General features: G+C 74.6%; 20 protein-coding genes and 1 riboswitch. Of the genes, 9 read left to right on the top strand and 11 right to left on the bottom strand.

Going from position 1 to position 26733, the window contains the following annotated elements; all coding sequences use genetic code 11:
- Positions 1-5: 5 nt before the first annotated feature.
- The 3 genes from RND61_RS25820 to RND61_RS25810 all read right to left on the bottom strand — a co-directional run bounded on the left by RND61_RS25820 (position 6) and on the right by RND61_RS25810 (position 1924).
- Positions 6-440, bottom strand: a complete 435-nt coding sequence (locus tag RND61_RS25820; protein WP_315880495.1) for a VOC family protein — start codon at positions 438-440, stop codon at positions 6-8.
- 140 nt (positions 441-580) lie between these two features.
- Positions 581-766: a hypothetical protein gene (locus RND61_RS25815; protein ID WP_315880494.1), complete on the bottom strand. Its 186-nt coding sequence runs from the start codon at positions 764-766 to the stop codon at positions 581-583.
- An 84-nt stretch (positions 767-850) separates the two neighbouring features.
- A complete protein-coding gene (locus RND61_RS25810; protein ID WP_315880493.1) occupies positions 851-1924 on the bottom strand; it encodes an acyl-CoA desaturase in 1074 nt (357 codons plus the stop codon).
- Between the two features lie 319 nt (positions 1925-2243).
- Here RND61_RS25810 and RND61_RS25805 point away from each other — a divergent pair, with 319 nt between their 5' ends.
- Complete coding sequence (locus tag RND61_RS25805) at positions 2244-5234, top strand: DEAD/DEAH box helicase (RefSeq protein ID WP_315880492.1); 2991 nt, start codon at positions 2244-2246, stop codon at positions 5232-5234.
- Positions 5231-6544, top strand: coding sequence for an SWIM zinc finger family protein (locus RND61_RS25800; protein ID WP_391654144.1), 1314 nt, complete (start codon positions 5231-5233; stop codon positions 6542-6544). The genes RND61_RS25805 and RND61_RS25800 overlap by 4 nt, the downstream gene beginning before the upstream one ends.
- Before the next feature lie 104 nt (positions 6545-6648).
- Here the strand turns inward: RND61_RS25800 and RND61_RS25795 are convergent, their stop codons facing one another.
- The 4 genes from RND61_RS25795 to RND61_RS25780 form a co-directional block, all read right to left on the bottom strand.
- Positions 6649-7494, bottom strand: coding sequence for a bifunctional 5,10-methylenetetrahydrofolate dehydrogenase/5,10-methenyltetrahydrofolate cyclohydrolase (locus tag RND61_RS25795; RefSeq protein WP_315880500.1), 846 nt, complete (start codon positions 7492-7494; stop codon positions 6649-6651).
- A gap of 59 nt (positions 7495-7553) precedes the next feature.
- Positions 7554-7642: riboswitch (ZMP/ZTP riboswitch) on the bottom strand.
- Positions 7643-7864: 222 nt separating this feature from the next.
- Positions 7865-9925: an AAA family ATPase gene (locus tag RND61_RS25790; RefSeq protein ID WP_315880491.1), complete on the bottom strand. Its 2061-nt coding sequence runs from the start codon at positions 9923-9925 to the stop codon at positions 7865-7867.
- A 242-nt stretch (positions 9926-10167) separates the two neighbouring features.
- Complete coding sequence (locus RND61_RS25785) at positions 10168-11694, bottom strand: glycoside hydrolase family 43 protein (protein ID WP_315880490.1); 1527 nt, start codon at positions 11692-11694, stop codon at positions 10168-10170.
- Between the two features lie 840 nt (positions 11695-12534).
- Positions 12535-13227 carry a ScbR family autoregulator-binding transcription factor gene (locus RND61_RS25780; RefSeq protein WP_315880489.1) on the bottom strand — a complete coding sequence of 231 codons (693 nt, stop codon included), beginning with the start codon at positions 13225-13227 and terminating at the stop codon, positions 12535-12537.
- A gap of 123 nt (positions 13228-13350) precedes the next feature.
- Here RND61_RS25780 and RND61_RS25775 point away from each other — a divergent pair, with 123 nt between their 5' ends.
- Together RND61_RS25775 and RND61_RS25770 are read left to right on the top strand one after the other, a co-directional pair.
- Positions 13351-14316, top strand: a complete 966-nt coding sequence (locus RND61_RS25775; RefSeq protein ID WP_315880488.1) for a ScbA/BarX family gamma-butyrolactone biosynthesis protein — start codon at positions 13351-13353, stop codon at positions 14314-14316.
- Between the two features lie 243 nt (positions 14317-14559).
- Positions 14560-15309 carry an HAD family hydrolase gene (locus RND61_RS25770; protein WP_315880487.1) on the top strand — a complete coding sequence of 250 codons (750 nt, stop codon included), beginning with the start codon at positions 14560-14562 and terminating at the stop codon, positions 15307-15309.
- A gap of 79 nt (positions 15310-15388) precedes the next feature.
- On the opposite strand, the gene RND61_RS25765 is transcribed toward RND61_RS25770, so the two are convergent.
- Together RND61_RS25765 and RND61_RS25760 are read right to left on the bottom strand one after the other, a co-directional pair.
- Positions 15389-16111, bottom strand: a complete 723-nt coding sequence (locus RND61_RS25765; protein WP_391654147.1) for a DAK2 domain-containing protein — start codon at positions 16109-16111, stop codon at positions 15389-15391.
- Between the two features lie 26 nt (positions 16112-16137).
- Positions 16138-17133: a dihydroxyacetone kinase subunit DhaK gene (locus RND61_RS25760; protein WP_315880486.1), complete on the bottom strand. Its 996-nt coding sequence runs from the start codon at positions 17131-17133 to the stop codon at positions 16138-16140.
- A 999-nt stretch (positions 17134-18132) separates the two neighbouring features.
- Between RND61_RS25760 and RND61_RS25755 the strand changes: the two genes are divergently transcribed.
- The gene (locus RND61_RS25755) at positions 18133-18507 is read left to right on the top strand and encodes a hypothetical protein (protein WP_315880485.1); all 375 of its coding nucleotides are present in this window, start codon (positions 18133-18135) and stop codon (positions 18505-18507) included.
- A 62-nt stretch (positions 18508-18569) separates the two neighbouring features.
- On the opposite strand, the gene RND61_RS25750 is transcribed toward RND61_RS25755, so the two are convergent.
- Positions 18570-19820 carry a cytochrome P450 gene (locus RND61_RS25750; protein WP_315880484.1) on the bottom strand — a complete coding sequence of 417 codons (1251 nt, stop codon included), beginning with the start codon at positions 19818-19820 and terminating at the stop codon, positions 18570-18572.
- A 188-nt stretch (positions 19821-20008) separates the two neighbouring features.
- Here RND61_RS25750 and RND61_RS25745 point away from each other — a divergent pair, with 188 nt between their 5' ends.
- The 3 genes from RND61_RS25745 (at position 20009) to RND61_RS25735 (ending at position 24796) form a co-directional block, all read left to right on the top strand.
- Positions 20009-20764 (top strand): GAF and ANTAR domain-containing protein, encoded by a 756-nt coding sequence (locus RND61_RS25745; protein WP_315880483.1) that lies wholly within the window; start codon positions 20009-20011, stop codon positions 20762-20764.
- 274 nt (positions 20765-21038) lie between these two features.
- Entirely contained in the window at positions 21039-22280 is a 1242-nt protein-coding gene (locus tag RND61_RS25740; protein WP_315880482.1) for a PP2C family protein-serine/threonine phosphatase, read from the top strand.
- 347 nt (positions 22281-22627) lie between these two features.
- The gene (locus tag RND61_RS25735) at positions 22628-24796 is read left to right on the top strand and encodes a SpoIIE family protein phosphatase (protein ID WP_315880481.1); all 2169 of its coding nucleotides are present in this window, start codon (positions 22628-22630) and stop codon (positions 24794-24796) included.
- Positions 24797-25068: 272 nt separating this feature from the next.
- Here RND61_RS25735 and RND61_RS25730 read toward each other — a convergent pair whose 3' ends face one another.
- Positions 25069-25431 (bottom strand): hypothetical protein, encoded by a 363-nt coding sequence (locus RND61_RS25730; RefSeq protein ID WP_315880480.1) that lies wholly within the window; start codon positions 25429-25431, stop codon positions 25069-25071.
- A 987-nt stretch (positions 25432-26418) separates the two neighbouring features.
- Between RND61_RS25730 and RND61_RS25725 the strand changes: the two genes are divergently transcribed.
- On the top strand, positions 26419-26625 hold the full coding sequence (locus RND61_RS25725; protein WP_315880479.1) for a hypothetical protein: 207 nt from the start codon (positions 26419-26421) through the stop codon (positions 26623-26625).
- The last annotated feature ends 108 nt before the right edge of the window (positions 26626-26733 follow it).

The following is a 26733-nucleotide window of genomic DNA, read 5'->3' as shown; positions in this document are numbered from 1 at the left end:
TCCCCCTAGGAACCCGTGGCGGGTGTGTCGGACGTGTTGGACCAGCGCCGGGTGGACAGCACCAGGCGGTAGCCGTCCGGGTCCTCGACGGTGACGCCCCAGCGGTCCCAGTACGGATTGTGGGCCGGGACGCGCCGACCGCCGTGCTGTTCGAGGCGGGCCACCAGGGCGTCCGGGACCGGGCCGTCGAGGTAGACGACCAACAGGTCCTCCGGGGTCGGCCGCGGGGCCACGGCCGCGGTCGGGTCGTGGACCAGTTCCAGGTGCCAGCCGGCGTCGGGCCAGCCGACCATCAGCAGGCTGTGGTCGCCCGGTGCGCCGTCCCCCCGGTGGCGCCAGAGCTCGCTGAGTCCCAGCCCGGAGGTCCAGAAGCGTGCGGCGGCGTCGAGGTCGAGGGACGGGCGGGCGATGCGGATGTGCGCGGTGGCGTCTGCGGGCATGGGGCGAACCTACGGAGCCGGAGGCGCTGGCGCATCGGGCGCCGGACGTAGGGCCTTCCGCCGAGCCGCGCACGGCGTGCCGCGCCGCGGGCCGCGCCCACCGCGGGGGCGTCGCGGCCCCGCCCGGCCGCCGCCCTGGCTCAGCGGCCGATCTCCCGCCGCGCGGCCACCCGCCGCAGCCGGCGCCGCTGGCCGGGGTCGAGGGCCAGATACGCGAGGGCGGGCACGCCCACCACGACCAGCAGGGACATCCAGAAGCCGATCAGGGGCATCAGCAGCAGCCCGACGGCCACTCCCCCGATCACGATCTTGGTTCTCGTCGACATGGACGCCTCCTTCTCGGCTGCCTACCGGGTGAACGCCCGGCGGCCCGGCACGGTTCCGGCCGTCGTACGAACAGGGGGCGCCGCTCAGGCGGCGGCGCGCAGCGGTTCGCCGACCGCGTGCAGGTGGCCGAGCACCTGCCGGTACGAGTCGACCGCGCCCGTCTCCGTGTACGGGATGCCGAGCGCCCGGCAGTGCGCGCGGACCAGGGGCCGCGCCAGGCGGAGGTGCGGCCTCGGCATGCTGGGGAACAGGTGGTGCTCGATCTGGTAGTTCAAGCCGCCCAGCAGCCAGTCGGTGACGGCGCTGCCGCGGATGTTGCGCGAGGTGAGGACCTGTTTGCGCAGGTGGCCCCAGTCCTCGGCGGCGCCGTCCTCGCCGGGCATCGCCATGCCCTTGTGGTTGGGCGCGAACGCCAGGCCCAGGTGCAGCCCGAGGAGCATCTGGTGGACGGCCGCGAAGACCAGCGCCCGTCCCAGGGGCATCGTGGCGAGCAGCAGCGCGGCGTAGCCGGTGACGTGGGCGAGGAGGAGACCGCCCTCGGCGACGCGCTCCCGCCGCGTGCCGCGCCGCCCGCGCGCCGAGAACACCGCCTGGAAGCCGTACACCTTGAGGGCGAGCCCTTCGAGGGTGGTGAGGGGGAAGAACAGCCACGCCTGGTGGCGGGTGAGCCAGCCGCGCAGGCCGCTGCGGCCACCCGCCTGGTGGCGGGCGAACACCAGGACGTCCGGGGCGACGTCCGGGTCCTTGTCGACGTGGTTCGGGTTCGCGTGGTGCCGGTTGTGCTTGTCGTTCCACCACTCCTGGCTCATGCCGAGGAGCAGGTTGGCGTGCACGATCTGGAGCAGGTGGTTGGCGCGGCGCCGGGAGGCTATCTGCGCGTGCCCGGCGTCGTGGGCGACGAAGCCGGCGCGCGCGGAGAACACGGCCAGCGGCACGGCGAGCAGCAGCGCCCAGGGCGAGTCCCCGAAGAGGGCGAGCGCGGTGGCGACGGCGGCGAGGGCGAGGAGGTTGACGGTGATCCCTGCGGCGTACCAGCCGGGACGCCGTTCCAGGAGCCCCTGCTCCCGGACCGCGCGCAGGAGGGGGGTGAACTCGCTGCCGCCCCCGCGGACGGGGGCCGAGATCCGCTCCGGCGGGGCGGCGGTGGCCTGTGGCATGGCTGTCTCCGGTCTGTGGGCCGAGGGTACGGCAGGGATGCGGGCGGGGGGCGCCGGCCTCGCGGGTGTGGTGGCCTGGAGGGCCGTTGCGCCGGGCGGCGTCGTGCCATGAGCCTACGGACGGAGCGGCGTCCCGGACCATGGCGGCAGCACCCGGTCCGGGTGGGGGCCACCCCCTCGGGCGGGGTGGTGCCCGCGCCACCCCCGGAACGCCTCTGTGAGCCGGCTCACGCACGGAACGCGTTCTTCCGACTGTCGCGTCCTGTACTCTCGGCCCTTCTGCATTCAGCTAGTCAAATTTGAGGACTGCAACAGCACTGTGCACTGGGACCCCACTCTCTCCGGCCTCGCCCGCTGCTCCACCGTCTTCCTGTCCGCCGACCCCGCGCGCACCGGCCGCGTCGCCTTCTGGGCGCCCGACGGCGAACCGCTGCCCGAGCGATCCGGCCCCGGCACCGTCGAGGAGGTGGACGTCGTCGCCGACGACGCCCTCCCCCGGCGCGTGACGGCCCTCTGCCTGCCTGTACGCGACGCCCTTCCGCTGCTGGCGCGGACGGGTGCCGGGTCCGTCACCGACCCGTCGCCGTCCTGCGCCTTCTGGGGAGCGGCCGCCCTGCTCGCCCTCCACGTCGTCGCCCGCGGCCGGCTGCTGCCCGGTGTGACCGAGGCGGGGCACGACGCGTGGCGGGCCGGACCGCTCGCCCCCGAGGACCTCGAGCGGCTGCGGACGCTCGCCGCGTCGATGCCGCCCACCGCCCACGCCGTGCCCGTCGGCGCGGCCGCCGACGGGGCGGTGCTCCTGCCCGACCCCGAGGCGCTGTTGCGCGCGTTCCTGGACGCGGTGGCGGACGTACTGCCCCGCACCCCCGCGGCCCCGCTCGCCGCGGGCGGCGCGCCGTTCGCGGAGGACGGGCCGCAGCACGTGCCGGGGCTGCGCGAGTGGGCCGCCGACGTGGCGGCCGGGCACGACGCGGGCGTACGGCTCTCCCTGCGGATCGAGGTGACGGGCCTGGACGGCGACGCCGCCACCGACGAGACCGCCGTCGCCGGCACCGGCGCGGGCGGCCCCGTCTTCCGCGCCGTGCCGCAGGTGCACCACGCCGGTGACGCCGCGCTCGTCGCGGACGCCGCGCACGTGTGGTCGGGTGCCGCGGGCGCGGCGTTCGGGGCGTCGGCCCGCCGGGACGCGCTGCTCGCGCTGCGCCGCGCCGCGCGCGTGTGGCCCGCCCTGTCGCCGCTGCTGTCGACGGCCGTACCGGACGCCCTGGAACTGGCCGACGAGGAGGTCGCCGAACTGCTGGGCGGGGCTGGGAGGGCGCTCGCGCACTCCGGTGTCCAGGTGCACTGGCCCAAGAGCCTGGCGCGGACACTGACCGCGAAGGCCGTCGTCGGGCCCGCGCACGGCGAAGGGGGCGGCGGCCCGTACGGGCGGGACTCCGCACTGCCGTCGTTCCTGTCCGTCGACGCGCTGCTGGCCTTCGACTGGCGCTTCGCCCTGGGCGGGCGGTCCGTCGACCGCGCCGAGCTGGACCGGATCGCCGAGGCCGGCCGGCCCCTGGTGCGGCTGCGCGACCAGTGGGTGCTGGTCGACCCCGAGGAGGTACGGCGCGCCCGCGAGCAGCGGGACCGCGGGATCACCCCCGTGGAGGCGCTCGGTGCCGTACTGGCGGGCACGACCGAGGTGGGCGGGCGGCCGGTCGTCGTCGAGGCGTCGGGATGGCTGCGGGAGCTGCGGGACCGGCTCGCGGACCCGGAGGGCGGCCACCAGGAGATCGGCCTGCCGGTCGGGCTCGCCGCGACCCTGCGCGACTACCAACTGCGCGGCCTGAACTGGCTGCACCGCATGACGTCCCTCGGGCTCGGCGCCTGCCTCGCCGACGACATGGGCCTCGGCAAGACCATCACCCTCATCGCGCTCCACCTGCACCGGCAGACCGATCCGGCAGCCGCCGGGCCGACGCTCGTCGTCTGCCCCACGTCGCTGATGGGCAACTGGCAGCGGGAGATCGAGAAGTTCGCGCCCGGCACCCCCGTGCGCCGCTTCCACGGGCCCCGCCGCGACCTGGACGGCGTCACCGGCGGCTTCGTGCTCACCACGTACGGGACGATGCGGCTCGACGCCGAGCGCCTCGCGCGCGTGGACTGGGGCATGGTCGCCGCGGACGAGGCGCAGCACGTCAAGAACCCCTACTCGGCGACCGCCCGGCAGCTGCGCGCCATCGGCGCGCGGGCGCGCGTCGCGCTGACCGGCACGCCGGTGGAGAACAACCTCTCCGAGCTGTGGGCGATCCTCGACTGGACGACGCCCGGGCTGCTCGGCCGCCTCGGCACGTTCCGCGGCCGGTACGCGCAGGCCGTCGAGGGCGGTGCCGACCCGGCGGCGGCCGAGCGGCTGTCCCGGCTGGTCCGGCCGTTCCTGCTGCGCCGCCGCAAGTCCGACCCGGGGATCGCGCCGGAACTGCCTCCGAAGACGGAGACGGACCGCGCGGTGGCCCTGACGAAGGAACAGGCCGGTCTGTACGAGGCGGTGGTGCGCGAGACGCTCACCGCGATCGCCGGGGCGGACGGCATGGAGCGGCGCGGCCTGGTCGTCACGCTGCTGAACGCGCTGAAGCAGATCTGCAACCACCCCGCGCAGTACCTGAAGGAGGAGGGCGCGCCGCGGCTCGCGGGGCGCTCCGGCAAGCTGGAACTGCTGGACGAGCTCCTCGACACGATCCTCGCCGAAGGCGCGGGCGTGCTGGTCTTCACCCAGTACGTGCGCATGGCCCGGCTGCTCCAGGACCACCTCGCCGCTCGGGGCGTACGGGCGCAACTGCTGCACGGCGGCACGCCGGTCGCGGAGCGCGAGGCGATGGTGCGCCGATTCCAGGACGGCGAGGTGCCGGTGTTCCTGCTGTCGCTGAAGGCGGCGGGCACGGGGCTGAACCTCACGCGCGCGGAGCACGTCGTGCACTACGACCGCTGGTGGAACCCGGCCGTGGAGGCGCAGGCCACCGACCGGGCGTACCGGATCGGGCAGACGCGGCCCGTGCAGGTGCACCGGCTGATCGCCGAGGGCACGGTCGAGGACCGCATCGCGGACATGCTGGCGCGCAAGCGGCGGCTGGCGGACTCGGTACTGGGCGGCGCCGGGGAGGCGGCCCTCACGGAGCTGTCCGACGCCGAACTGGCGGAACTGGTGCGGCTGCGCGCGACGGACGGCGGATACGACGCGGACGACGGGCCCGGCGGATACGACGGAAGCAGCTCCGCGGGGCACGGCGGGACGGACGCCACGGGCGGGACGGACGGAGGGCGCGGACGATGAGCGGTGCCTACGAGGACGAGACGACCTTCGACGCCCTGCCGCCCGCCCCCGGGCGCGGCTTCGCGGAGACCTGGTGGGGCCGGGCGTGGCTGAAGGCCCTGGAGGACACGGCGCTCGACGGTCAGCAGCTGAAGAAGGGCCGCGCACGGGCGCGCGCCGGCGCGGTGGGTGCCGTGACGGTGCGCCCCGGGCGGGTCACGGCGGTCGTCAAGGACCGGGACGGCACCGCGTACCGGGCCGACGTGCTGGTGCAGGAGCTGCCGGACGCGGAGTGGGACCGGTTCCTGGAGACGGCGGTGGAGCGGGCCGGGCACGTCGCCGCGCTGCTCGACCGGGACATGCCGCCGCACCTGGTCGAGGACGCCGCGGCGGCCGGGGTCGATCTGCTGCCGGGCCTGGGCGACCTGGACGCGGAGTGCGCGTGCGGGGCGTGGGACCACTGTCCGCACACGGCGGCCCTCTGCTACGAGGTGGCTCGGCTGCTCGACCGGGATCCGTTCGTGCTGCTCCTGGTGCGCGGGCGCGGCGAACGGCGGCTGCTGGAGGAGCTGACGGCGCGCGGCACGGCACGGGCCGGTGCGGAGGAGGCGGTGGCGGAGCCGGAGGGCGTACGGGCCGACGAGGCGTTCGCGACGGGCGGCATCCTGCCCGCGCTGCCGTCGCCGCCGCCCGCCCCCGAGCAGCCGGGCGGGCCGCCGTCGCTGGACGCGGAGACGGATCCCGGGGCGGACGTGGACCCGTCGGGACTGGAGCTGCTGGCCGCCGACGCGGCGTGGCGGGCGCGGCGGATGCTGGCGGAGGTGCTGGCCGGTGCGGACTCCCCCGGCGGGGGAACCGGCCGGGGACCCGGCGGGGGGTTGGGCGACGCGCCGCTGACGGTGGCTCAGGACGCCGTCCGGCTCGCCGCGACCGCCGCGGTGCCCGTGCCCGTGCCCGGGGTCGTGGCGCGGCTCGCGGCGGGGACGGGGCGGGGCCCGGTGGACATGGACCTCGCCGTACGGGCGTGGCGGTTCGGTGGCGCGGCGGCCCTCGCGGTGCTGGAGGAGGAGTGGGTGCCGGAGCCCGCGTCGGCGGCCCGCGCCGAGGCGCTCGTCGCGGCTGCCGGGGAGGACGGCGGGCGTCCCGTGCTGCGGGCGCTGGGCGGCGCGCGTTGGGCCGGACCGGGAGGCGACGTGCAGGTGCGGCTCGGTCGGGACGGCCGCTGGTGGCCGTACCGGCGCGAACAGGGCCGGTGGGCGCCCGCCGGTCCGGCGGGCCGCGACCCGGGCACGGTGCTGGCCGCCCTGCTGGAGGGGGACGACGCGGGGTGACGGGACGGCGGACGACGGCCGCGCCGAGCGGGCACGGCCGTCGTCCGCCGGGAACGGCCGCCCGCCAGGAGCGGCCGTCGTCCCGTACCGCCCCGGTGCCGCGGTCAGGCGGCGGTGGCCCCGAGCTGCCGCTCGGCGGCGTCGACCGTCTGCGCCAGCAGGGTGGCGATGGTCATGGGGCCGACACCGCCGGGGACCGGGGTGATGAGCCCGGCGCGCTCCGCGGCGGCCTCGAAGTCGACGTCGCCGACGTTGCCCTCGTTGTAGCCCGCGTCGACGACGACGGCGCCCGGCTTGATGTCCTCGCCCTTGATGAAGCGGGCGCGGCCCACGGCGGCGATCACGATGTCCGCCTCCCGCACGGCGGCCGACAGATCGGCGGCGGGGGTGTACGAGTGGCAGTACGTCACCGTGGCGTTCCGGGCGAGCAGCAGCATCCCGGCGGGCTTGCCCAGGATGGCGCTGCGGCCGACGACGACGGCCCGCTTGCCGGCGGGGTCGACGTCGTACGCGTCGAGCAGCCGCATGATGCCGCCGGGCGTGCAGGAGACGAAACCGGGCAGGCCGAAGCTCATCGAGGCGAAGGAGCTGGTGGTGACGCCGTCGACGTCCTTCTCCGGGGCGATCGCCTCGAACGCGGCGCGCTCGTCGATGTGCCGGCCGACCGGGTGCTGGAGGAGGATGCCGTGCACGTCCGGGTCCTCCGAGAGGGCCCGCAGGGTGGCGACGAGCTCCTCGGTGGTGATCGTGGCGGGCAGCTCGACGTGGTGCGAGCGGATGCCGGCCTTCTCGCAACGGGCGCGCTTCATCCGCACGTACGTGACGGAGGCGGGGTCCTCGCCGACGAGGACGGTCGCGAGGCACGGCTGCGCGCCGGTGCGGCGGGTGAGGTCGGCGGCGCGGGCGGCGGTCTCCTCGACGAGGCGGCGGGCGAGGCCGCTGCCGTCCATGAGGCGGGCGCTTGCGGTCGTGGACACGGGTCCTCCTGGGCGTCGACAGGAACGTGGGTGCTGATCGCCCAGGCGCGCGGCAGGAGGCGGTGACCGCCGGGCCGCTCCCCGGTGGTACTCCACCCAAGCGCCAGTCACGGCCCACCCCCACTGTACGGGAGGCGGGCCCGCGGGGACACGGGCCGGGGTGCGGGGGCTCCGCGGGGCCTCGACGGGGGCAACGGGCGCGGAACACCCCGACGGGCAGGCCGGGGCGGGCGACGACGCGGGGGTGCGGGGCCGGGTGCGGCCCCCGCGCACCGCCCCGATCACCGCCTCGACGAGGGGGGTCAGCCCGGCCGCCGCCGGTTCGTCGCCCGCTCCCGCCCGGTCACGTGGAGGGCGCTCCGCTCCGCTCCCTCCGCCACAGCAGCTCGCACACCCGCTCCATCCCCTGCGCGAGGTGCCGCCGGTACGTGCTGTAGGGGATGCCGAGCCGCTGCGCGGACGCCTCCTGGGTGCGGGGCCGCTCCAGAAAGGTCGTCGCCACCGCCCGGTGCGCTTTGGCCCCCCGCGGTTCGTCGAGCAGCGCTTCGACCGTCTCGGTGATCAGGCGCCTGAGCGAGTCCACCGGGTCCGTGTTCCCGTACTCGGCCTCGACGGCGACCGTCCGGCAGGCCAGCAGGGGGTTGGAGCGCAGGTCGTCGGGGTGGTGCAGGGCGCGCAGGGCGTCGCGGACCGCCTGGTCGAAGTCGGCTCGTGCGAGGGTCTCCTCGGCCGGCCTGTCGGCGGCCGGGGCCACGGGTGTGTCGGAGAGGGCTCCCGGTTGGGTGCGGTCGAACCAGATCTCCAAGGGGGTGACCCGCCAGTCGCACGCGAACATCGTGAACAGGCGCCCCCGGTCCCACGGCACCTCGAACACCGGCCGGTGCCCGAGGTGGGACATCAGCGGGGACCACAGCGCGGCGTCGGGGCTGAGGACGAAGGACCAGCCCAGCCCCTGGGACCTGATCCAGTCGACGCAGATGCGCAGTTGCATGAGGTGGCCGACGTGGGATATCCCGCCGTACGTCTCCGGATCCACCATGAAGCGGCACAGGAGGAAGTGCTCGCCCGGGCGCAGCGGAGCACGGCGCTCGACGTGCTCCCACGCCTCCGCCACGACCGGGTCGGCGTCGGCCTCCTCGCCCCGCCTGGACAGCCGCAGCCAGGTCATGAAGGCGACGGTCCCGCCCGTGTCGGTCCGCCGGTACACCAGGAACGCCGAGGGCTGGTGCACAAGCCAGTGCCGCACGATACGGGCGGACCGCTCGCCCTCGACCTCCTCGGCCATCCTCACCAGGGTCTCGTGGTCCTCGGGCCGCAGGGTGTCCTCGTAGACGTCCCCCTCCTCGTCCAGGTCCTGGAAGTAGGGCGCCATCGGGCCGTACCGCTTGAGGTACGTGAGCGCTCGCACCGCGCTCATCACCTCGGCACCGGACGACGTGCGGACCTGGGCGAGCAGGTGGTGCCCGGCCCGGCGGTGCATCTGCTCGTAGCCCTGGGGGTCGCGCCAGCGCAGGTCCCGGTCGAGGACCTCGCGGACGAGATCGTGGAGGAAGAGGCCGCGGCGGCCGTACTGGGCGAACGGCAGGCCGCGCAGCCAGGCGAACATCGGCCCGGCGTCCTCCTCGCCGATCACCGCCTTCAGCAGCCCCTCGGTCGTCGTCATCGTGTGGGCGGCCGTCTCCAGGGCGGCCCGGTGCACCGGGGAGGGCAGGTCTCCGACCAGGGTGGCGAGCAGGGCGGTGATGACGTCCGGGGTGGGCTCCCAGGTCGCCCGCGGGCCGGCGTCGCTGACGGCGACCGATGCCGCGAGGGTCAGCGCCAGGGGGTGGCCGCCGGCGAAGGACAGCACCGGTTCGTGGAGGGCGGCGGACACGCCCCGGCGCTCCAGCAGGGCGGCGGAGGCGTCCGGGTCCAGCGGTGCCAGCGGCAGGACCTCCAGGGCCTCGCTCCAGGCGAGGTCGACCGTCCACGCCGTACTCGGCGGGAGGCGGCCCGCGATCACGACGACGGCCCGCTCGGGCAGGTGCGGCAGGAACCGGTCCCGCAGCCACCCCTCCAGCCCCTGGCAGCGCTCGAACGCGTCGACGAGGAGGACGACGCCGTCCCCGGGCGTCGCGCCTGCCGCCTTGGCGGCCTCGGCCTCGAAGCCGAGCGGTGAGGGGTCGATGAGCCGTCCGTCGACCTCGACGACGACGCGTGCCGCGCCGCGGGCCTCGTCGGCGAACCGCCTCAGCAGCGCCGACTTGCCGACCCCTCCGGGACCGTGCACGTAGAGGACGGCGCCCGCGCCCGGCTCCTGCCGCAACGCGGCCCGGAAACGCGCCAGTTCCGCCGACCGTCCGACGAACGCCCTGTCCCGGGCGGAGTTCAGCCGCTCCGCCAGGCTTCCGGACACCCGCTGCATCGCCATCTCCCCCGTCCCCCGTACGCCGCCGCGTGCGGCGCGTCAACACGACAGGACACACCGTACGCCGGTACGTGGACAGGCCACACGCCGTCGATGAGCGCGAGTGGCGCGAACCGGTCCGCGGGTCCCGTGCGCCGGGACGGCCGGCCTGTTCGGCGGTCGCCGGTTCTCCACCGCCGGGCACGTCCCGTTCGCCGCCGGAGCGGCGGACGCGGTCCGCGGTCGGCCCGGGGCCCCGCTCAGTGCCCGAGCGGCTCGTAGTCGTACCAGTCGAAGTGGACGGAGCCGGCCGAGGCGAACATGCCGATGACCCGGCCGGTGAAGCCGCCCGCGACCTCCGTGGAAAGGTACCGGCCGTCCAGCGACGCGAGTTCGGTGAACGTGCCGTCCCGTTCCTCGATGCCGATCGCGACGGTGTCGGGGCCGGTGCGCGCGTCGTCCACGGTGTGTGCGGGCGTCACCTCGATGCGGAGGACCACGGGCCCGGCGGGTGTCGGCCGGGACGCCACCGCGCTGTCCAGCGGGCCGATACGGGCCCGCACGCGCACTTCGCCGGCTGCCGCCTCGATGTCGTAGTGGTGCCGCTCGTCGAGGTGGACGGCCAGGCCGCCGCGGCCTTCCCCCGGGTCGACCAGGGCCCGCACCCGGCAGGCCGGGTGCTGCTGACGCCGGCCGACGAACGTCACGCCGGGGTCGTCGAGTGATCCGCCGCGGGCGTGCAGGGTCAGCCAGCCGGGCCGTTCCCCGGTGGTGCAGTCCTCCGGGGGGCGGTGCCGTAGCGAGATCCAGTACGGGGCCAGGTCGCCGTCGTCCGGGTCGAAGTCGTCCCGGCCCGGCGCGGTGGCGTTGGGGTGGAGGTCCCACGGGGGCGCGGGCATGGCGGGCGACAGTTCGCCGACGACCGGCCAGCCGTCGACCCACTCGACGGGTACCAGGAACGTCTCCCGGCCCAGTACGTGCCAGCCGGGCGTGCCGCCATACGGCCGCACTCCGAGCAGCACCATCCACCACGAGCCGTCGGGCGCCTGCACCAGGTCCGCGTGGCCGGTGTTCTGGATGGGGTGGTCGGTGCCCCGGTGGGTCAGGATCGGGTTGGCCGGGCACGGCTCGAAGGGCCCCGTCGGCGTGCGTCCGCGGGCGATCGAGACGCCGTGGCACCGCTCGGTGCCGCCCTCGGCGATGAGCAGGTACCAGTAGTCGCCGATCCGGTACAGGTGCGGTGCTTCCGGGGCCTTGGCACCGGGGGTGCCGGACCAGATCCGGCGCGGCGGGCCGAGCGTCTCCCCGGTGCGGGGGTCGATGCGGACCTGTTCGACGCCCGCGGTGGTGCACCAGCAGGTGCCGTCGTCGTCCCAGGCGAGGTCCGGGTCGATGCCGCGCACCCCGGCCAGCCGGATCGGGTCGGACCAGGGGCCGGCCGGGTCGGTGGCCGTGAACAGCAGGTTGCCGTCGCCGCTCACGTTCGTGACGATCAGCCAGAAGAGGCCGTCGTGGTGGCGCAGCGTGGGTGCGTAGATGCCGCCCGAGGACGGTGTGCCGGGCGGCAGGCGCAGTTGGCCCGGGCGGTCGAGCGCGTTGCCGATCTGGGTCCAGTGCACCAGGTCCCGGCTGTGGAAGAGGGGGACGCCGGGGAAGTACTCGAAGCTGGAACAGGCGAGGTAGTAGTCCTCGCCCACCCGGCAGACGCTCGGGTCCGGGTGGAATCCGGGGATCACGGGGTTGTTGACGGTGGTGGTGCTCGCCTTGGGCACGCTCGACACCCTCATCGGGTCCTTTCACTGGTCAGCGGGCGGGGCGGATCTGCCGTGCCGGCCCGAGGCGGGTGGGGTCGACGCGGGTGTCACGGTCCGCCTGTCCGCGCGTGCCCGGTGCCCGGTGGCCGCCCTTGGGGGCGGAGCCTTCCCGGAGAAGTGACAGATCGTTTCCAGCGGAGGCTAACGAGGGGGCTCTACCGAGGTCAATGGCCGCCCGGGCGTCGACGCGGCTCGCACAGACCGCAAACCGACCTGCGGGGGAGGCTCGGGCGGGCGCGGCCGTTCCCGTGTCTCCCGCCGGCGGCCTGCGGTCCCGCACCCGGCCCGTGTCGACTCCTCCGCCGCGTGCGGCGAGAGTTTCTCTCTCCGACCGGCGCCCCGGCCGGCTCGGAGCCGGCCCGTCCGGAAGGCGCGCGTGACGACGGGGGGAGCGCCGTGGCTGCCTCGGCGGCGCCGGCCGTCGCCGCGTCCCCGTGAGGGCCGGCGGCGCGTCCCCGGCGACCGCCCCGCCCACCCCCGCACGCCCACGACCGCGGCAGGCCCGGCGTCACCGGGCGCGGGAACGCGCGTACTTCGGGTACGCGGAGTGCCGTGCCCGCCACCGCAACCCCACCACCGTGCTGCGGGACACCGGACGGTTCCCGGAGCGCGCCGCCCCGCGCCGGCGGGGCCCGGAGCCGTTCGCGCGGGTCGGGTCCGGCTCCGGCCCCCTCCGCTCCGCTGCCGCGCGGCCCGTCACGGCCGCGCGGCCCCGGACAGCGGCCCCGCGCGCGGTCCGTGCCGGGTCGCGACGGTCCCCGGTCGCCCCGGAGGACGACCACCGTTTCGGCGCCTCCCCGTCCGGCGACGGGGTCAGAGCCGCGAGGGGTCCGCGTCGGCCGGCTCGGACGTGGACTGGCCGGGCAGTGGCCGGCCCGGTACGGCGGGCGGCTGGTCGGCCTGCACCCGGCCGAGCAGGCCCGCCGGGTCCGGCTCCGCCTGGAGGGCGCCGAGCAGCAGCAGCCACAGCTCGTGGAGGCGCTCCTCGATGTGCTCACGGCCGTCCATGGCGTCGGAGATCGTGTGGAGGCCGAAGAAGGCGCAGACCACGCTGTGCGCGGCGGTCAAGGTGTCGACCCCGGCCGCCAGCTCGCCGCCCGCGCGCGCCTCGGCGAGGAGTTCGGCGACCACCTCGATCCACGCCGCGAAGGGGGTGGGCAGCGGGGCGGCGATGGCCTTGCGCTCCATCCAGAGGCGGGAACCGGCCCGGACCACCACGTCGTCGCGGAAGGCGCGGGCGACGGTGAAGCTGAGAGCGACCAGTTTCTCCAGGGCCGGGCGGTCGGTGGACCGGTGGCGGCTGATCATCTCCGGCCAGGAGGCGAACAGTTCTTCGATGACCGCCAGGGCGAGTTTCTCCTTGCTGGCGTAGTGGAAGTAAATGGCCCCGCTGGTACGACCTGAGAGCGCGCTGATGTCGCTGATGCTGGTTCCGGCATAACCCCGCTCATCGAACAATTGTGCCGCGGTTTCCAGCAGGGCCCGCCGTGTCGTTTTCGCCTGCACTCGTCGCAACCTTCTCCGAGTTTCGCGTCCTTCACCGCTGATACCACGCAATGTAGTGCCTGGATGCGGTTCGGAGTAACGAGCCGGTGTGCGAAAGGCCGCGAACTGCGATGTGCTGAGGGAATGAATGCTCGAATCCGTAGCGCCCCCGGAAAGCTGCGGGCCCTGAGCTGGTCGCGTACCGTCCCCAGGGAACTGGTGCATCGGATCTCCGTGGCGGAGGTTCTCCTCACCGACGTGCTCCGCATGGACGAGGTGAATTTCGCGGCGGCCGCGTGCTGGCCCCGGTCGCATCCGACGTTCCCGGTCGACGGCCCGGCCGTGCACCATCCGCTGATGGTGGTGGAAACACTCCGCCAGCTCGGCATCTTCATTCCCCTGCGGTACTTCGGCGTGCCCGTCGACGCCCGGCTGCTCATCACCGACCTGTTCTTCACCACGGGACCCGCGGCACAGCCCAGGGTCCACCACGGGGCCACCGAGGTCACCTGCCGAGTGCGGCTCACCCGGCTGCACACCGGTCCGGACGGCATCGCCACCGGGCTGCGACTGCACGTGGACTTCCTGGCCGGCGGGGCGGTGTTCGCCCGGGCCGGGGGCGGGGCGCGCTTCTTCCCCGCCGACCAGTACGCCGTCCTGCGCGGGCCGCTGGCCGACGTCCAGCCGCCTCGGGCGTCGACCGGGAGGCGCCGCCCCGAACCGTCAGCGCTCGGCGTCGCCCTTCCCCGGGACGTGGTGGTGGGGATCGGCGAGCGGCGCGGGCGGGACGCAGGGGTGGGAGGAGACCGGTGGGAGGTGGTGGTGGACGCGGCCGATCCCCAGCACCCCTTCTTCTTCGACCACGCCACCGACCACGTCCCCGGGATGGTGCTGCTGGAGGCGGCGCGGCAGGCCGCCGCGCTGGCGAGCGGCGGCGCGCTGCTCCGGGTGACCGGGGCCCGGCTGACGGCCCTGCGCTTCACCGAGTTCACCCCGGCCGCACGCGTGGTCTGCGCGCCGCACCACCGCACCTGCGCCTTCCGGTTCGACCAGAACGGGAAGTGCTGCGCCTTCGGCGTTCTGCACTACCACTCACCCCTCCGGGTGTAACCCCATGCTTTTCCTTGACTCCATTGCGTAACAAAACTTAACGTAACGATCGTTATGTTCCCTGGTGGGGCTCGTTGTACGGACGCACGTGGCCGTACGGCGCCGCTCGCCCTGCCGGGAACCCCTCTCGCCGCCCGGCCGCGCACGCCGGACTTCTGACGACGCAACCCGTTCCATCGGGTCGCCCGACGTCACGCACCGGTTCGCGGTACTCGCGGCTCACACCCGAACGGAAAACAGCAGATGTCGCTTCACCGCATCCTTTCCTGGACCCCGGCGGCCGTCGTCTTCGACTGCGACGGGACCCTGATGGACACCGAACGCCACTGGGTGGACGCCCGGCAGCGCGCCTGCGACGACGTGGGGCTCCGCCTCACGGCGGGCTTCGCGGAACGGGCCAAGGGCCTGCACTACACCGAGTGCGGGCAGCTCATGGCCGACGAGGGCGGCCGCCCCGAACTGGGCCGGGACCTCGCGCAACGGCTGCTCCACCACTTCCTCGCGCTGGTCTCCGACCACCCGGTGACCATGCCCGGCGCCCGCGAACTGGTCGAGGCGACCGCCGCCTTCGCCCCCCTGGCCGTTGCCAGCAACTGCCCTCGCGAGGTGGTGGAATCGTGCCTGGGCACCGCCGGACTGCTCCCCCACTTCCGCGCCGTGGTGGTACCGGACGGCACGGCCCGGCCCAAGCCCCACCCGGACCTCTACCGGACGGCCGCCCGACACTGCGGGGCCGACCCGGCCGACACCCTGGCGGTCGAGGACACCCACTGCGGGATTCTCGCCGCCACCCGGGCCGGCATGCGGGTCCTGGGCGTCGGCCCCTGGCCGGGCGAAGAGACCATCGCCCTGACCGACCTGTGGGTCGAGGCGCTGGACGATCCGAGGATCAGCGGATGGGCCGCCGAGCGGGCGCCGCTCCGGACCGCGACGTCCCTGCCCGCCTCGGCGTCCCCGCCGGACGAGGCCGTGCTCCCGGCCCCGACCCGCTGAGCGGGGCGATCGCCGGTCCCGCCGACCGGACAGGGGCCGGTTCGGAACGGTGGGGCCCACCGGGGCGGGTGCCACCGGTTCACTCCGCTTCGGCCGCCTCCGGATCGGCCAGGAGCGGCGCCAGCGCGGTGACCGTTCCGCCCGCCGACGAGAGGAGCAGCCCGATGCCCACCGCCCCCGGGTCGGGAACGCCGGTGGCCCGCCCGCCGACGTAGCTGGCCCGACCCCGGCGCGCGCGTAGCCGCGCCGTACCGCGCACCCCTTCCCATGCGGCGCGCGACGCATGGGCCAGGGCCGCTCGGGGTCCGGCCTCCACCGGGCACACCCGCAGCGCCTCGCACGCCGGGCAGAGGGCGTCGACCAGTGTCTTGTCCCCCGGCCTCGCCTCACCCACCCGCCGTATGGCGGCGAGTCCGTTGGTGAGACCGGACCGCAGGACGGCCACGTCCAGCACGGGAACGGCAGCCGCGACCGCCAGTTCTTCGAGCAGCAGCCCGAAGAGGGGGCCGCTGGTACCGCCCACCCCGTCCAGGAAGGCGGTGGCGGCCGTCTGGAGTGGTTCGCCGGCGCGGGCGGCCCGCCCGGTGGCGGCCGACCCCGCCGCCTTGTCCAGCGCGGCCACGGTCGCGTCCAGCCCCGCCATGAGGTTCGTCCCGAAATCACCGTCACCCACCCGCTGATCGAGCGCGGTGAGCTGGGGCTCGGTGGCTCGGACCGAAGCCGCGAACCTCCGCATCCAGCTCTCGGTGAAGGCCGTCCCCGTGTACGTGGCGTCGTCCTCCGGTGCGTAGCGGTCCAGCATCTGCACCACCTCCTGCCGCCCTCTGGTCAACGGGGCCACGCGGGCGTGTGTGCCGGCGCGTCGAACCACTTGACCGTCTCGGTGTCCGCCCTCATGAGGGTGAGCGTGAAACCGCGCATGTCCAGCGCGGTGACGAAGTCCCCGACCAGGATGCGTTCGAGCACCAGCTTGTGCCGGTCCAGCCGCGACGCGAGCTCCCGCGCCACCCCGTACAGCTCGAGGCGGGTCACCCCGCCGAGTCCGTTGACCAGAGCGATGACCGACTCGCCCGGGGCCGGCCCGAGCGACGCCAGCAGCGCCTCCGTCATCTCCGTGACCAACTCGTCCAGCGGCGGCCGGGACACCGTGCGGCTGGCCCGTTCGCCGTGGATGCCGACGCCGTACTCCAGCTCCCCGTCAGCGACGTCGAAGGCGGGGCGGCCGGTGGCCGGCGACGTGTGCGCGGCCGAGGCGACCGCGAGACTGCGGCAGCGACCGACCAGTTCGGCGCCGAGCTCGGCCAGTTCGCGCAGTCCCAGCCCGGTGTCGGCGGCGGCGCCGAGCACTTTCTCCACCAGGACGGTGGCCCCGGTGCCCCGGCGGCCCGCGTCGGACTCGTCCGAGTCCGACGCCAGGTCGTCGTCGATCAGGACCCGTGCGCAGGCGATGCCCTCGTGGGCGAGCCGTTCGGCGGCGATGCCGAAATTGATGCGGTCGCCCGTGTAGTTCTTGACCAGGTGGAGCACGCCCTCGGCGCGCGCCACCGCGCGGGAGGCTTCGAGCACCTGGCGGTTGTGCGGCGAGGCCATCAGCCGGCCCGGGCAGACGGCGTCCAGCATGCCCGTGCCGATGAAGCCGAGGTGCAGCGGCTCGTGTCCGGATCCGCCGCCCGAGACGATCCCCACCCGGCGGTTGGGAGCCGGGTACCGCGCGTGGAGGAAACCGCCCGCCTCGTCGTGGAGCACGAGGTCCGCGTGCACACGGGCGAATCCGGCGAGCGCGTCGGGCACCAAGCGTTCGGGGGAGTTCACGAAGTACACCATGGCCGGCCTCCCAGACCTCTCCGGCCTCCCCGTGATCGCGAAAGAGGGCGAGCGGGGCCGGAAACTGCGAGCGGGTCGATCAAGAGTACGTCGCCCTCGGACGTGCCGTGTGGTCCTGCCTCACGGAGTGTCGCCGTTCGCTTCTCCTTGTGGCCATCGTGCGGCTGCCCGGTCGGATCGGCAACTCGTGCGAGGAGGAGGCCGGGACGGAAGGGCCGGATCGGAGCGGCCCCGCGCCGACCGTCCCGTCCCGGCGGCGGCGGCCACGGCCGGGTCTTCGGACGGGAGGAGGGCCCGCTGGTCGGCGGGGTCGCAGCGGTCGCCGCCCGGGACCGTCCCACCGGGTGCGGCTCTGCTCCCTTCCGGCGCGGTGAGCGCCGCGGCGGCGGTCCGTGGCCGGAGGGGGACTGTGACCGGAGGACGGACTGTGACCGGAGGGGCGGGCTGTGACCGGAGGGGCGGGCTGTGACCGGAGGGGCGGGCTGTGACCGAAGGGGCGGACTGTGACCGGAGAGCGGCCCGGGGCGGGTGGACCCGTGGAACGCGCCCCTGCGCGGGACCGCGGCCCGGCACCCGGCAGGGTCCGGCTGTCCGGTCTCGGGCGGCTGTTGTGCCCCGGTGAGGGCCCCGACCTGAGGGGTGGACGGTGTGCGGCGCGGTGACGGAAGTGCGCCCCTCCCGAGGGTGTTCGTCTGACCGCCCCCTGATGTTCGGGCCACCGCCGCGGTACGCGCTCGGCCCGTGGTCGGCGCGGCCCGTGGTCGGCGCGGCCCGCATGGCGGGTCCCCACCACGGAACGTCCGCTCCGTGTCGATCCGTCGGGTATGGGTAGTCGTCGGGGGGCCGTGCCGCTGCGGCAGCGCGACCGGGGCGCCCCGCGGCCGGTGCGCCTGTCCGAGGACGGCGGCACGTACCGCGGTGCCGGGGGTGTCGCCGCCGCTCCGGCACCGCTCCGTGAAACCCGTGAGAACCGTGAGAACCGTGGAAAGGGGAGCACCGATGACCGACGAGTCGCACTCGAACACGCCCGCGGTGGGCCATGACGAGCTGCCGCTGCCGGACTACGACCACCTTCCGCTCGGCGGCGTGCAGCACCGCATCCGCACGCTGACCCGGGACGAGCTGCTCACTGTGCTCGCCTACGAGGAGGCGCACGGAAACCGGCTGCCCGTCGTCGAGGCGATGCGCGCCCGGCTGCGCGAGCTGGAGGAGGGCGCGGAGCCGTCCGGCGGTTCGCCCCGGGCGTACGCGCCCGAGCAGGCGCCCGCGGCCCGGGGCGGGTCGCCCGTGTCCCCCGAGACGACGGGGCCCCCGATGAATCCGCCGTCGCACGGTACTCCGGAGAACCCGGCCCAGCCCCGTTCGACCGGCTGATCGGGCAAAGGCCGTGCCCGTGGCGCGAGGTGCCGGGCAGTGCGCCTCGTGCCGTCATGTCGTCATGCCGTGGCGGGGCGCACCTGGGTGATGCGGAAGCCGCTGCGGGGCCGGGTCGGGATGCGCCGCAGGGGGATGGTGAGGTCCTGCGGCGGCACGTCGTACTCCAGCCGGGCGAGTCGTAGGGAGAGGGCTTCCAGCAGCGCGACGGTGACGGCTTCGCCGGGGCACCGGTGGCCGGTGGCGGGGTCGCCGCCGCCCTGGGGCACCAACTCGTCGCGCCCCGGCGGCTTCTCGAGGAATCGTTCGGGCCGGAAGGAGTACGGGGCTTCCCACAACCCGGCGTCGTGGTTCTGGCCGTACAGGTCGAGCAGCACGAGTCCGCCGGCGGGGACGCGCCGCCCCTTCCAGGACAGGTCGGCGGCTGCCCGCCCACCGGTGAAGGGGGCGAAGGGGTAGAAGCGGCGCACCTCGTGGGCGAAGGCCGTGGCGTGCGCCGGGTCGCCGGCGCGGAGCCGCTTGCGGTTCTCGGGCCAGCGGTGCAGGGCGTGCCCGGCGAACGCGACGAACCACGCGACCGCGACGGTCGGCCGGAGGACGTTGAGCAGTTCCACCGCGGCCGTACGGGCGTCCAAGCGGCGGCCGTCGGCGTCGCGGTGGTGCGCCACCGTGGCGAGGACGGAGTCCCGCGGGGCGCCGAAGGAGCCGGCGCGCACCTCGTCCACCAGTTCCGACAGCCACGTCTCGCACCGGCGGCGCGCCCTGCGGGCACGCCAGTGGCGGGGTCCCGGCGTGGCGAAGCCGTCGACCATCGCCACCAGGTCCCGGGAGACGGCCTGCGCCCGGGAGGGCTCCAGCGGGACGCCGGCCCAGCGGCACACCCCGGTGGTGAGCACGCGTGCCGCCTCGTCGAACAGGACCACGTCCGGTCGTCCGCTCCACGACGCGACGGCCTCGTCCCAGGCCGCGGTGACGTCCTCGACGAGGCCGGCGACGCGGGCCGCAGGGGTGAGGAGGGAGAGGAACATCGCCTTGCGGACGCGATGCGCCTCGCCGTCCAGCGTGTGGACGGCCCCGTGGCCGAAGAGGGTGCTGCGCACCGGTTCGGGGACGGCCTCGTGGCGGCGTACGTGCCGCTCGTCGTAGAAGAACCGCACGGCGTCCGGCCCCCGGAGGGCCACCGCGTGCCGGCCCGCCACACGGGCGCGGACGACGGGGCCCGCGGCGCGGCGCATCCGGTCCGGGAGCCAGGCGTACCCCTCCAGCAGCAGGGCGGCGGTGCGGTCGGCAAGGGGAGGGCGATAAGCACACATGCGCACCCTGTGCCCCTTCCGTCACAGAAGAAACCGTGCTCTCCGGCCGCCGGGGAGGCGACTCGTCCCGGGTCCCGGGGGTATGCGCGGCACATGGCAGTCGATCACCACACCGTGCCGCTCCCGTGTGCCCGCCGAGCATGTCCCGGCGGGTGCACGGGAGCGGCCACCACCTCCCGGAGCAGCGGATGACGGCCGACGACAGGTCCCCGGCACGCCTGGTCGCGAAGGCCGCCGCGGACGCCCCGCCGGAGGAGCTTCCGCGACGCCTGTGCGCCGCGGTGTGCGAGGGGCTCGGGGCCGACGGGGCGACGCTCTCGCTGCTGACCGACACGCCGGCCCGCCAACTGCTCGCCGCCTCGGACTCCACGGCGCTGCTGCTGGAGGAGATCCAGTTCACCGTGGTGGAGGGCCCCTGCGTCAGCGCCGCGGCCGACGGCGAGCCGGTGGTCGTGAACGACCTGGAACACACGCCCACGCCGTGGCCCCTGTTCGGGGCGAGCATGCGGGAGAAGCTGCCGCAGGTGCGGGCCGTGTACGCCTTCCCGGTGTACTTCGGCGACTACGTGCTCGGCAGCATGGACCTGCTGTACCTCCGGCGCGACGCCCTGCCCGAGGACGCGGTGGAGCAGGGGCTGGAGGTGGCCGACGCCGTCGCGACCGCTCTCCTGCCGGTCCGCACGCGGCTGTTCTCCGGGAAGGAGGCCCCGGCCTGGGAGCCCGCGGAGCAGGTCCGCGCCCACTGGTTCGACACCCACCGCGCCATCGGCATGGTGGCCTCGCACAGGGGGCTGGGCGTCGAGGACGCCCTGGCGCTCGTGCGCGCCCGCGCCTTTCGTACGGGGCGGACCCTGGCCGACGTCACCGCCGAGATCCTCGGCTCCCGGCCTCCCAGGCCGCCCGAGCCCGAACCTCCCCGGCGCGAGGAGGACCCGGGCCGCTGATCCCCGCCGCCGGGGCGCGGCACGGAGGCCGCCCCCGCGTCGTACCGACGGTCCACCCGGCTGTCCGGCCGAAGCCCCGGCCCGTCGGACGCGGGAAGCCGGCCGGGGCGGTCCGCTCGGACGCCGCTCCCTCCGCGCGGAAGGCGCGGCGGCGGGCGGGCGCCGCGAGGATTCGGCGGGCGAGGAGCACACTGGGAACAGGGACCGACCGGTTCCCGCCGGGGCTGACGGAGATGGGACCGCCGTGGCGGATCGCGACCAAAGGGTTCGGCGGATGCTCACGGATCTTCTGACCGCGAGCCATCTGACGCGTTTCGAGCTCGTGCCCTCGCAGGTGTCCGAGCACGCGGCGGCGGCCGGCTTCGGCGAGGTGCTGATCTACCTGGGCGACCTCCAGCGCGACGTGGTGCGCCTGCTGACCGGGCACGGCCTCGACGCCGGGCAGACGCCCTCCGGGCACGAGGCGGAGCTGCCCATCGAGGGGACCGTGGCGGGACGGGCGTACCAGTACGGCCAGATCCTGCCCGCCTCCGGCGCAGAAGACGGCGTCCACCGGTGGTGGGTGCCGCTGCTGGACGGCACCGAACGGCTCGGCGTCCTGCACATGACGTCCGAAGGGGACGACGAGCAGACGCGCGAGGACATCCTCTCCCTGGCGTCGCTGGTGGCGATGCTCGTGGTCGGCAGCCGGGACACGAGCGACTCCTACGCCCGCCTGATCCGTGTCAAGCCGATGAACGTGGCGGCGGAGATGCAGTGGCAGCTCATGCCGCCGCGCACCTACGCCGACGGCCGTGTGGTCATCGGCGCGGTGATGGAACCGGCCTACCAGGTGAGCGGTGACGCCTTCGACTACGCCACCGCCGGTGACGTCCTCCACCTGTCGATCTTCGACGCCATGGGGCACGACACCGCGGCCGGCCTGACCGCCAACCTCGCCGTGGGCGCCTGTCGCAACCACCGCCGACAGGGCACGGGCCTCGCCGACCTCGGCGAGGCCGTCGAGAGGGTCCTCGTCGAACAATTCGGCCCCACCCGCTACGCCACCGGCATCCTGGCCGATCTCGACACCTCCACCGGGGTGCTGACCTGGGTGAACCGTGGTCACCATCCACCGGTCGTCATCCGCGGCGGACGCTGGGTCACCCAGTTGCGCTGCGATCCCTCGCACCCCATGGGAACCGGCCTCGGCCTGCCCACCAAGCTGTGTCGGGAACAACTCGAACCCGGCGACCACGTCGTCTTCTACACCGACGGGATCACCGAAGCCCGCACCTCCGGTGGTCAGGAATTCGGACTCGCCCGCTTCACCGACTTCCTCGTCCGCCACCACGCCGACGGCCTGTCCGTCCCCGAGACCCTGCGCCGCCTCATGCGCGCGCACCTCGACCACCACGACGGCCGCCTCCAGGACGACGCCACCATCCTCCTGTGCGAATGGCTGGGGCCCACCGCGCACGACACCACCCGGGCCGCGCCACTGGCCGGGGTGCCGCTCCCGCCCACCGGTCGCTGAAGCCCCGCGGGCAGCCGGCGGCGGGGCTCGGCGAAGACGCGGCGGAGGTCCCGCGCGCCGGTGGGGAGGCGGAACATCACATCGGGCACATTGTTCCCCTATGGGGTTGTATGGAGCGCATGAGGTGGGACGCTGCCGTCGCCCGGCCCAAGCCGTCGGCGGGGTGCGATCGTCGGCGGCCGGACGGTTTTTGGTGATCGTGTGGGGAGTCGCCCGCAGCACCCCGGCGCACAGGAGGCCGCCGTACCGCCGGCCGCAGCCTCCGCTGGAGCCGAGCACGGTCCCGCACAGCCGTTCCCCGGATCGTCGCTGAACCGGCCTGTGAGGTGGGACCACTGACCGGAAACGTGGAACGGCCCCGGGGCGCCGCCCGCCCGGACGGGGCCCTCGCCGCGGTCGTACGCCGTACCGGTGCCTCCGCCGGGGGCGTGTACGTGCTGTCCGGTGACGAGCCGGTGCTGCACCTGGTGGTGATGTGCGGTGTGTCGCCGGTGGTCGCCGCGCCGTGGCGGCGGGTGCCGCTGGCGACCGTCGGCCCGGTTTCCGACGCCGTGCGCGAGGACCGCCTGGTGTGGGTGGGCGGACAGGACGACATGGCCCGGATGTACCCGCGCACCGCGGCGGCCCTGCCCTACCGGTTCGCCATGGCGGTCGCGCCGCTCGACGGCGTCCGGCAGTGCTGGGGTGCTCTGCTGCTGCTGTGGCCGGCCACCCGCCCCGCGGCGCTGACCCGCCGGGAGCGCGGCCACCTCGTCTCCAGCGCACGGCGCATCGGCCGTCTGCTGGACGAAGGCGCCCGGCAGCCGGCCGTCCCGGAGGAACCGCGTTTCCTCCACCTCGACCGTACGGACGTGGGCCTGGAGCAGTCGGCGCTCGCCGCCGCGGACCTCGTCGAGCGCCTGCCCGTCGGCACCGTGGCGCTGGACCTGGAAGGCCGCGTCACGTACGTCAACACGGCCGCCGCCGATCTCCTGGGCCGCGCCACCGGCCGGCTCCTGGGGACCCTGCCGTGGAGGTCGCTGCCCTGGCTGGACGACCCCGACGTCGAGGACCAGTACCGCACCGCCGTACTCAGCCGCGAACCGGTCGCCTACACCGTTCTGCGTCCGCCCGACCGGTGGCTCGACTTCCGGCTCTATCCCGACGACAGCGGCATCAGCGTCCTGATCACCCCGAGCGGCGGGGGCGGACAGCCGCCGCGGCCCACCGGCACCCGGGCTCTCGCACCGCCGCCGGCCGCGGCCGGACCCGAGACCCGGCAGGGTGCCGCGGGCCGGATCCACCAGTTGCTGCACCTCGCCGCCGCGCTGACCGAGACCGTGAGCGTACGGGACGTCATCGACCTGGTCACCGACCAGGTCATGCCGGCCTTCGGAGCCCAGGGCGTGTTCCTCTCCGCGGCGGACGCCGGCCGCCTCAAGGGCACCGGGCACCGCGGCTACCACGCCAGAGTCGTCGAGCGCCTCGACGGCCTCCCCCTGGACACCGGTCTCACGCCCGCCGGTCACGCCCTGGCCACCGGCGTCCCGGAGTTCTTCACCGACCCCGTCGAGATGGCGCGGGCGCAGCCGCCGGCGGCCCCGCTCGGCGTGGAGGAAGCCTGGGCGCTCCTCCCCCTGGTCACCCGAGGCCGACCGGTCGGCTGCCTGATCCTGTCCTACGACCACCCGCACGCCTTCACCGCCGGCGACCGCGCCGCCCTCACCTCGCTCGCCGGCCTCATCGCCCAGGCCCTGGACCGCGCCCGCCTCTACGACGCCAAACACGACCTCGCGCACGATCTGCAACAGGCGCTGCTGCCGCACGTCCTCCCCCGCTTCGACGGGCTGGACGTCGCCGCACGCTATCTCCCCGCGACGCACGGAATGGAGATCGGAGGCGACTTCTACGACCTCATCCGCCTCACCGACACCACCGCTGCCGCGATCATCGGTGACGTACAAGGCCACAACGCCACCGCCGCCGCCCTCATGGGGCAGGTGCGCACGGCCCTCCACGCCCATGCGACCACCGGCGCGGACCCGGCCGAGGTCCTCAGCCGCACCAACCGCGTCCTGGCCGACTTCGACTCCGAACTGTTCGTCTCCTGCCTCTACGCCCATCTCGACCTCGCACGCGGGAGCATCCGCCTGGCCAGCGCCGGACACCTGCCGGCGATCCTGCACCACCCGCGCGACCACCCCCGCGGCCGTGTGGTCGACGCCGAACCCGGCCCCCTGCTGGGCATCGGGGTGGACGCGCCCTTCCCCATCACCACGCTGCCGCTGCCGCCGGGGACCACTCTCGCGCTCTACACCGACGGTCTCGTCGAGACCCCCGGCACCGACATCGCACGGGCCGTCACCACGCTCGCCCGGCACCTCGCGGACGCCTGCGACCAGCCCCTGGACCGCCTCATCGACAACCTCGTCCGACGTGCCCTGCCCACCGGCCGGCACACCGACGACATCGCCGCGCTCCTGCTGCGCACCCGCCACCCTGCGGACTGTGCGTACCCCGGTAGAAGTGGGTGGTGACGTGGACTCCGGATTCCTGGAGGCGGCGGGCCACGGTGCGGGACTCGTCCCCCATGACGGCCTCGGTCAGCGAGATCACCTCGTCCGGGTAGAGGGGGGCCAGGTCCGCCAGGCCGGGTATGTCGGGGTCCGGCTCGGTGCCCGGCGGGTCGAGGGCTCCCGGGGTGCCGTCACCGGCGGCCCGGTCCGCCGGCTCGAAGTCCCGGAAGGGACCGGGCCGGCCGGCGCGCCCGCCCCGGTCGACGGAAGCGGGCGGGGGGGGCACCGGACGGTCAGCCCAGCGGGCTGGGGTTGTTGAGCGCATCGCCGGTGATCATGTACGGGCCTCCGGTCACCGTTTCCTCCGTCGGCTTGTACGGGCCTCCTGCCACCGTTTCCCCGACTACCGGGTGGCCGTGCGTCTGGTGTTGTCCCGCCTGGGCGACGCCGGTGGCCAGGGCGACGAGGGTGAACGTTCCGCCTATCACCGCTGCAACGCTCTTCACACGCATGGTCGTTGTACTCCCCGTTCCGGTACTGGATGGACTGAAGCCGTGCCAGTCTGGCAGGGCACCCCACGAAAGGCACACGTTTTCGAACCGGTGCGCCGGTCGGCAGGCGGCATGGAAATCGCCGGCCACCAGAACGAGGGCCATCTCCCGTGGCTGTCGGGGGTCGTCGGGGCCGGCAACTGCGGCCGTCTCCCAGCGCCTGGCCCTCGGGGGCGAGGCCAGGACCAGGGCGCGGGCGTACCGCTCCTCGCCGCCGGAGCGGGTGAGGGCGGCGAGCCGCCGCTACCGGTCCGGCTTCAGGCGCGGGACGTGGACGCCGGCGCCAGTGTTCAATCTCGTCGGCGGCATGGTTGAACAGTGGCGTCCCGTCCGGGAACGGCCACCGTCCGACGTCGCGGCGACGGCGGCGGAGGCCCTTCCCAGTGGACCGGCGGCGTTTGCGGAATCCACTCCCGGCAGGGCGCCACACGCGGTGGCCGAGACTGAAGAAGACCACGCCGAACGTGCCACCCGGGAGCACGACTTCAGCCCCGGTGACAGGTAATCCGGTTGAACTCGCCATTCCCACCGAACTCGTGGTGTTGACAGGGGATGGGGACCCGGGCGCGGAGTGCGCCACGGGATGCGATCACACCAGCAAACCGGAACGGCCTCGCCGCGGCCAACCGGAGGAGCCCCCTTGACGGGTGCTGTCCCACTCGGTGAACCTCTCCCTGGAACGGGTCCGCCTACGGGGGAGGCGTGGAGACACGCCAAAGGGGGAACGGTGACAAGGCATCGAACATGCCAGGTTGCACTGCGCCGAAATGGACGAAGCGAAAGCGAAAGAGGTAATGCGGGCATAGCCGACCGGAAGCGGTTCTTGCACACGCCCTGCCTCGACCGTCCGGAGAAGGATCTTTTCCACCTTCCCGCCCTGCACTCGAACCGCAGCAGAGACTCGGGTCCGGTGGGAGTGCGCGTGATACGGGAGGCTCCCGGAAAAGTCGCCGCCGCCGACGCGGTGAACCCCGCCGCCACCGATGGGCGGTTGGCCGTTCGTACGGCCTTCGTGTCCTGCCCCGGCCACACCCGGCCGGTCACTCGGCAAAACGGGCTCGCCCGCCGGACGCGCAGTCGAGGAGCGGGCACATGAGGCGGGAACCGGCGCTGGCCGGTCTGTCGGCAGATGACATCGCCGGCCTGCTGCGGGTCTCCAAAGGCTCCGTGTACCGCTACGCCCATCTGTATCGATGGCGCCGTTACACCCAGGCCGGCCGTGTCTATTACCACCCCGGTGACGTCGCCGCCGTCCTCGACCGGCTGAACCAGGACGAGGACTGCTCCGCGCCGCGGTGACGGTCCTCGGTACCGCACCTCCCGGTCCCGCTGCCTGAAACGTGCGGCAGTGGGACCGGCCCTCCGCCACGCCGTCTCGATGGTCGGTCATGCGGCTGACGACAAGGA

This window comes from Streptomyces tamarix (genome assembly GCF_032423885.1).
Lineage (GTDB): Bacteria > Actinomycetota > Actinomycetes > Streptomycetales > Streptomycetaceae > Streptomyces > Streptomyces tamarix.
Note: the sequence above shows the minus strand (reverse complement) of the source record. Positions and strands in the feature narration are given on the sequence as shown.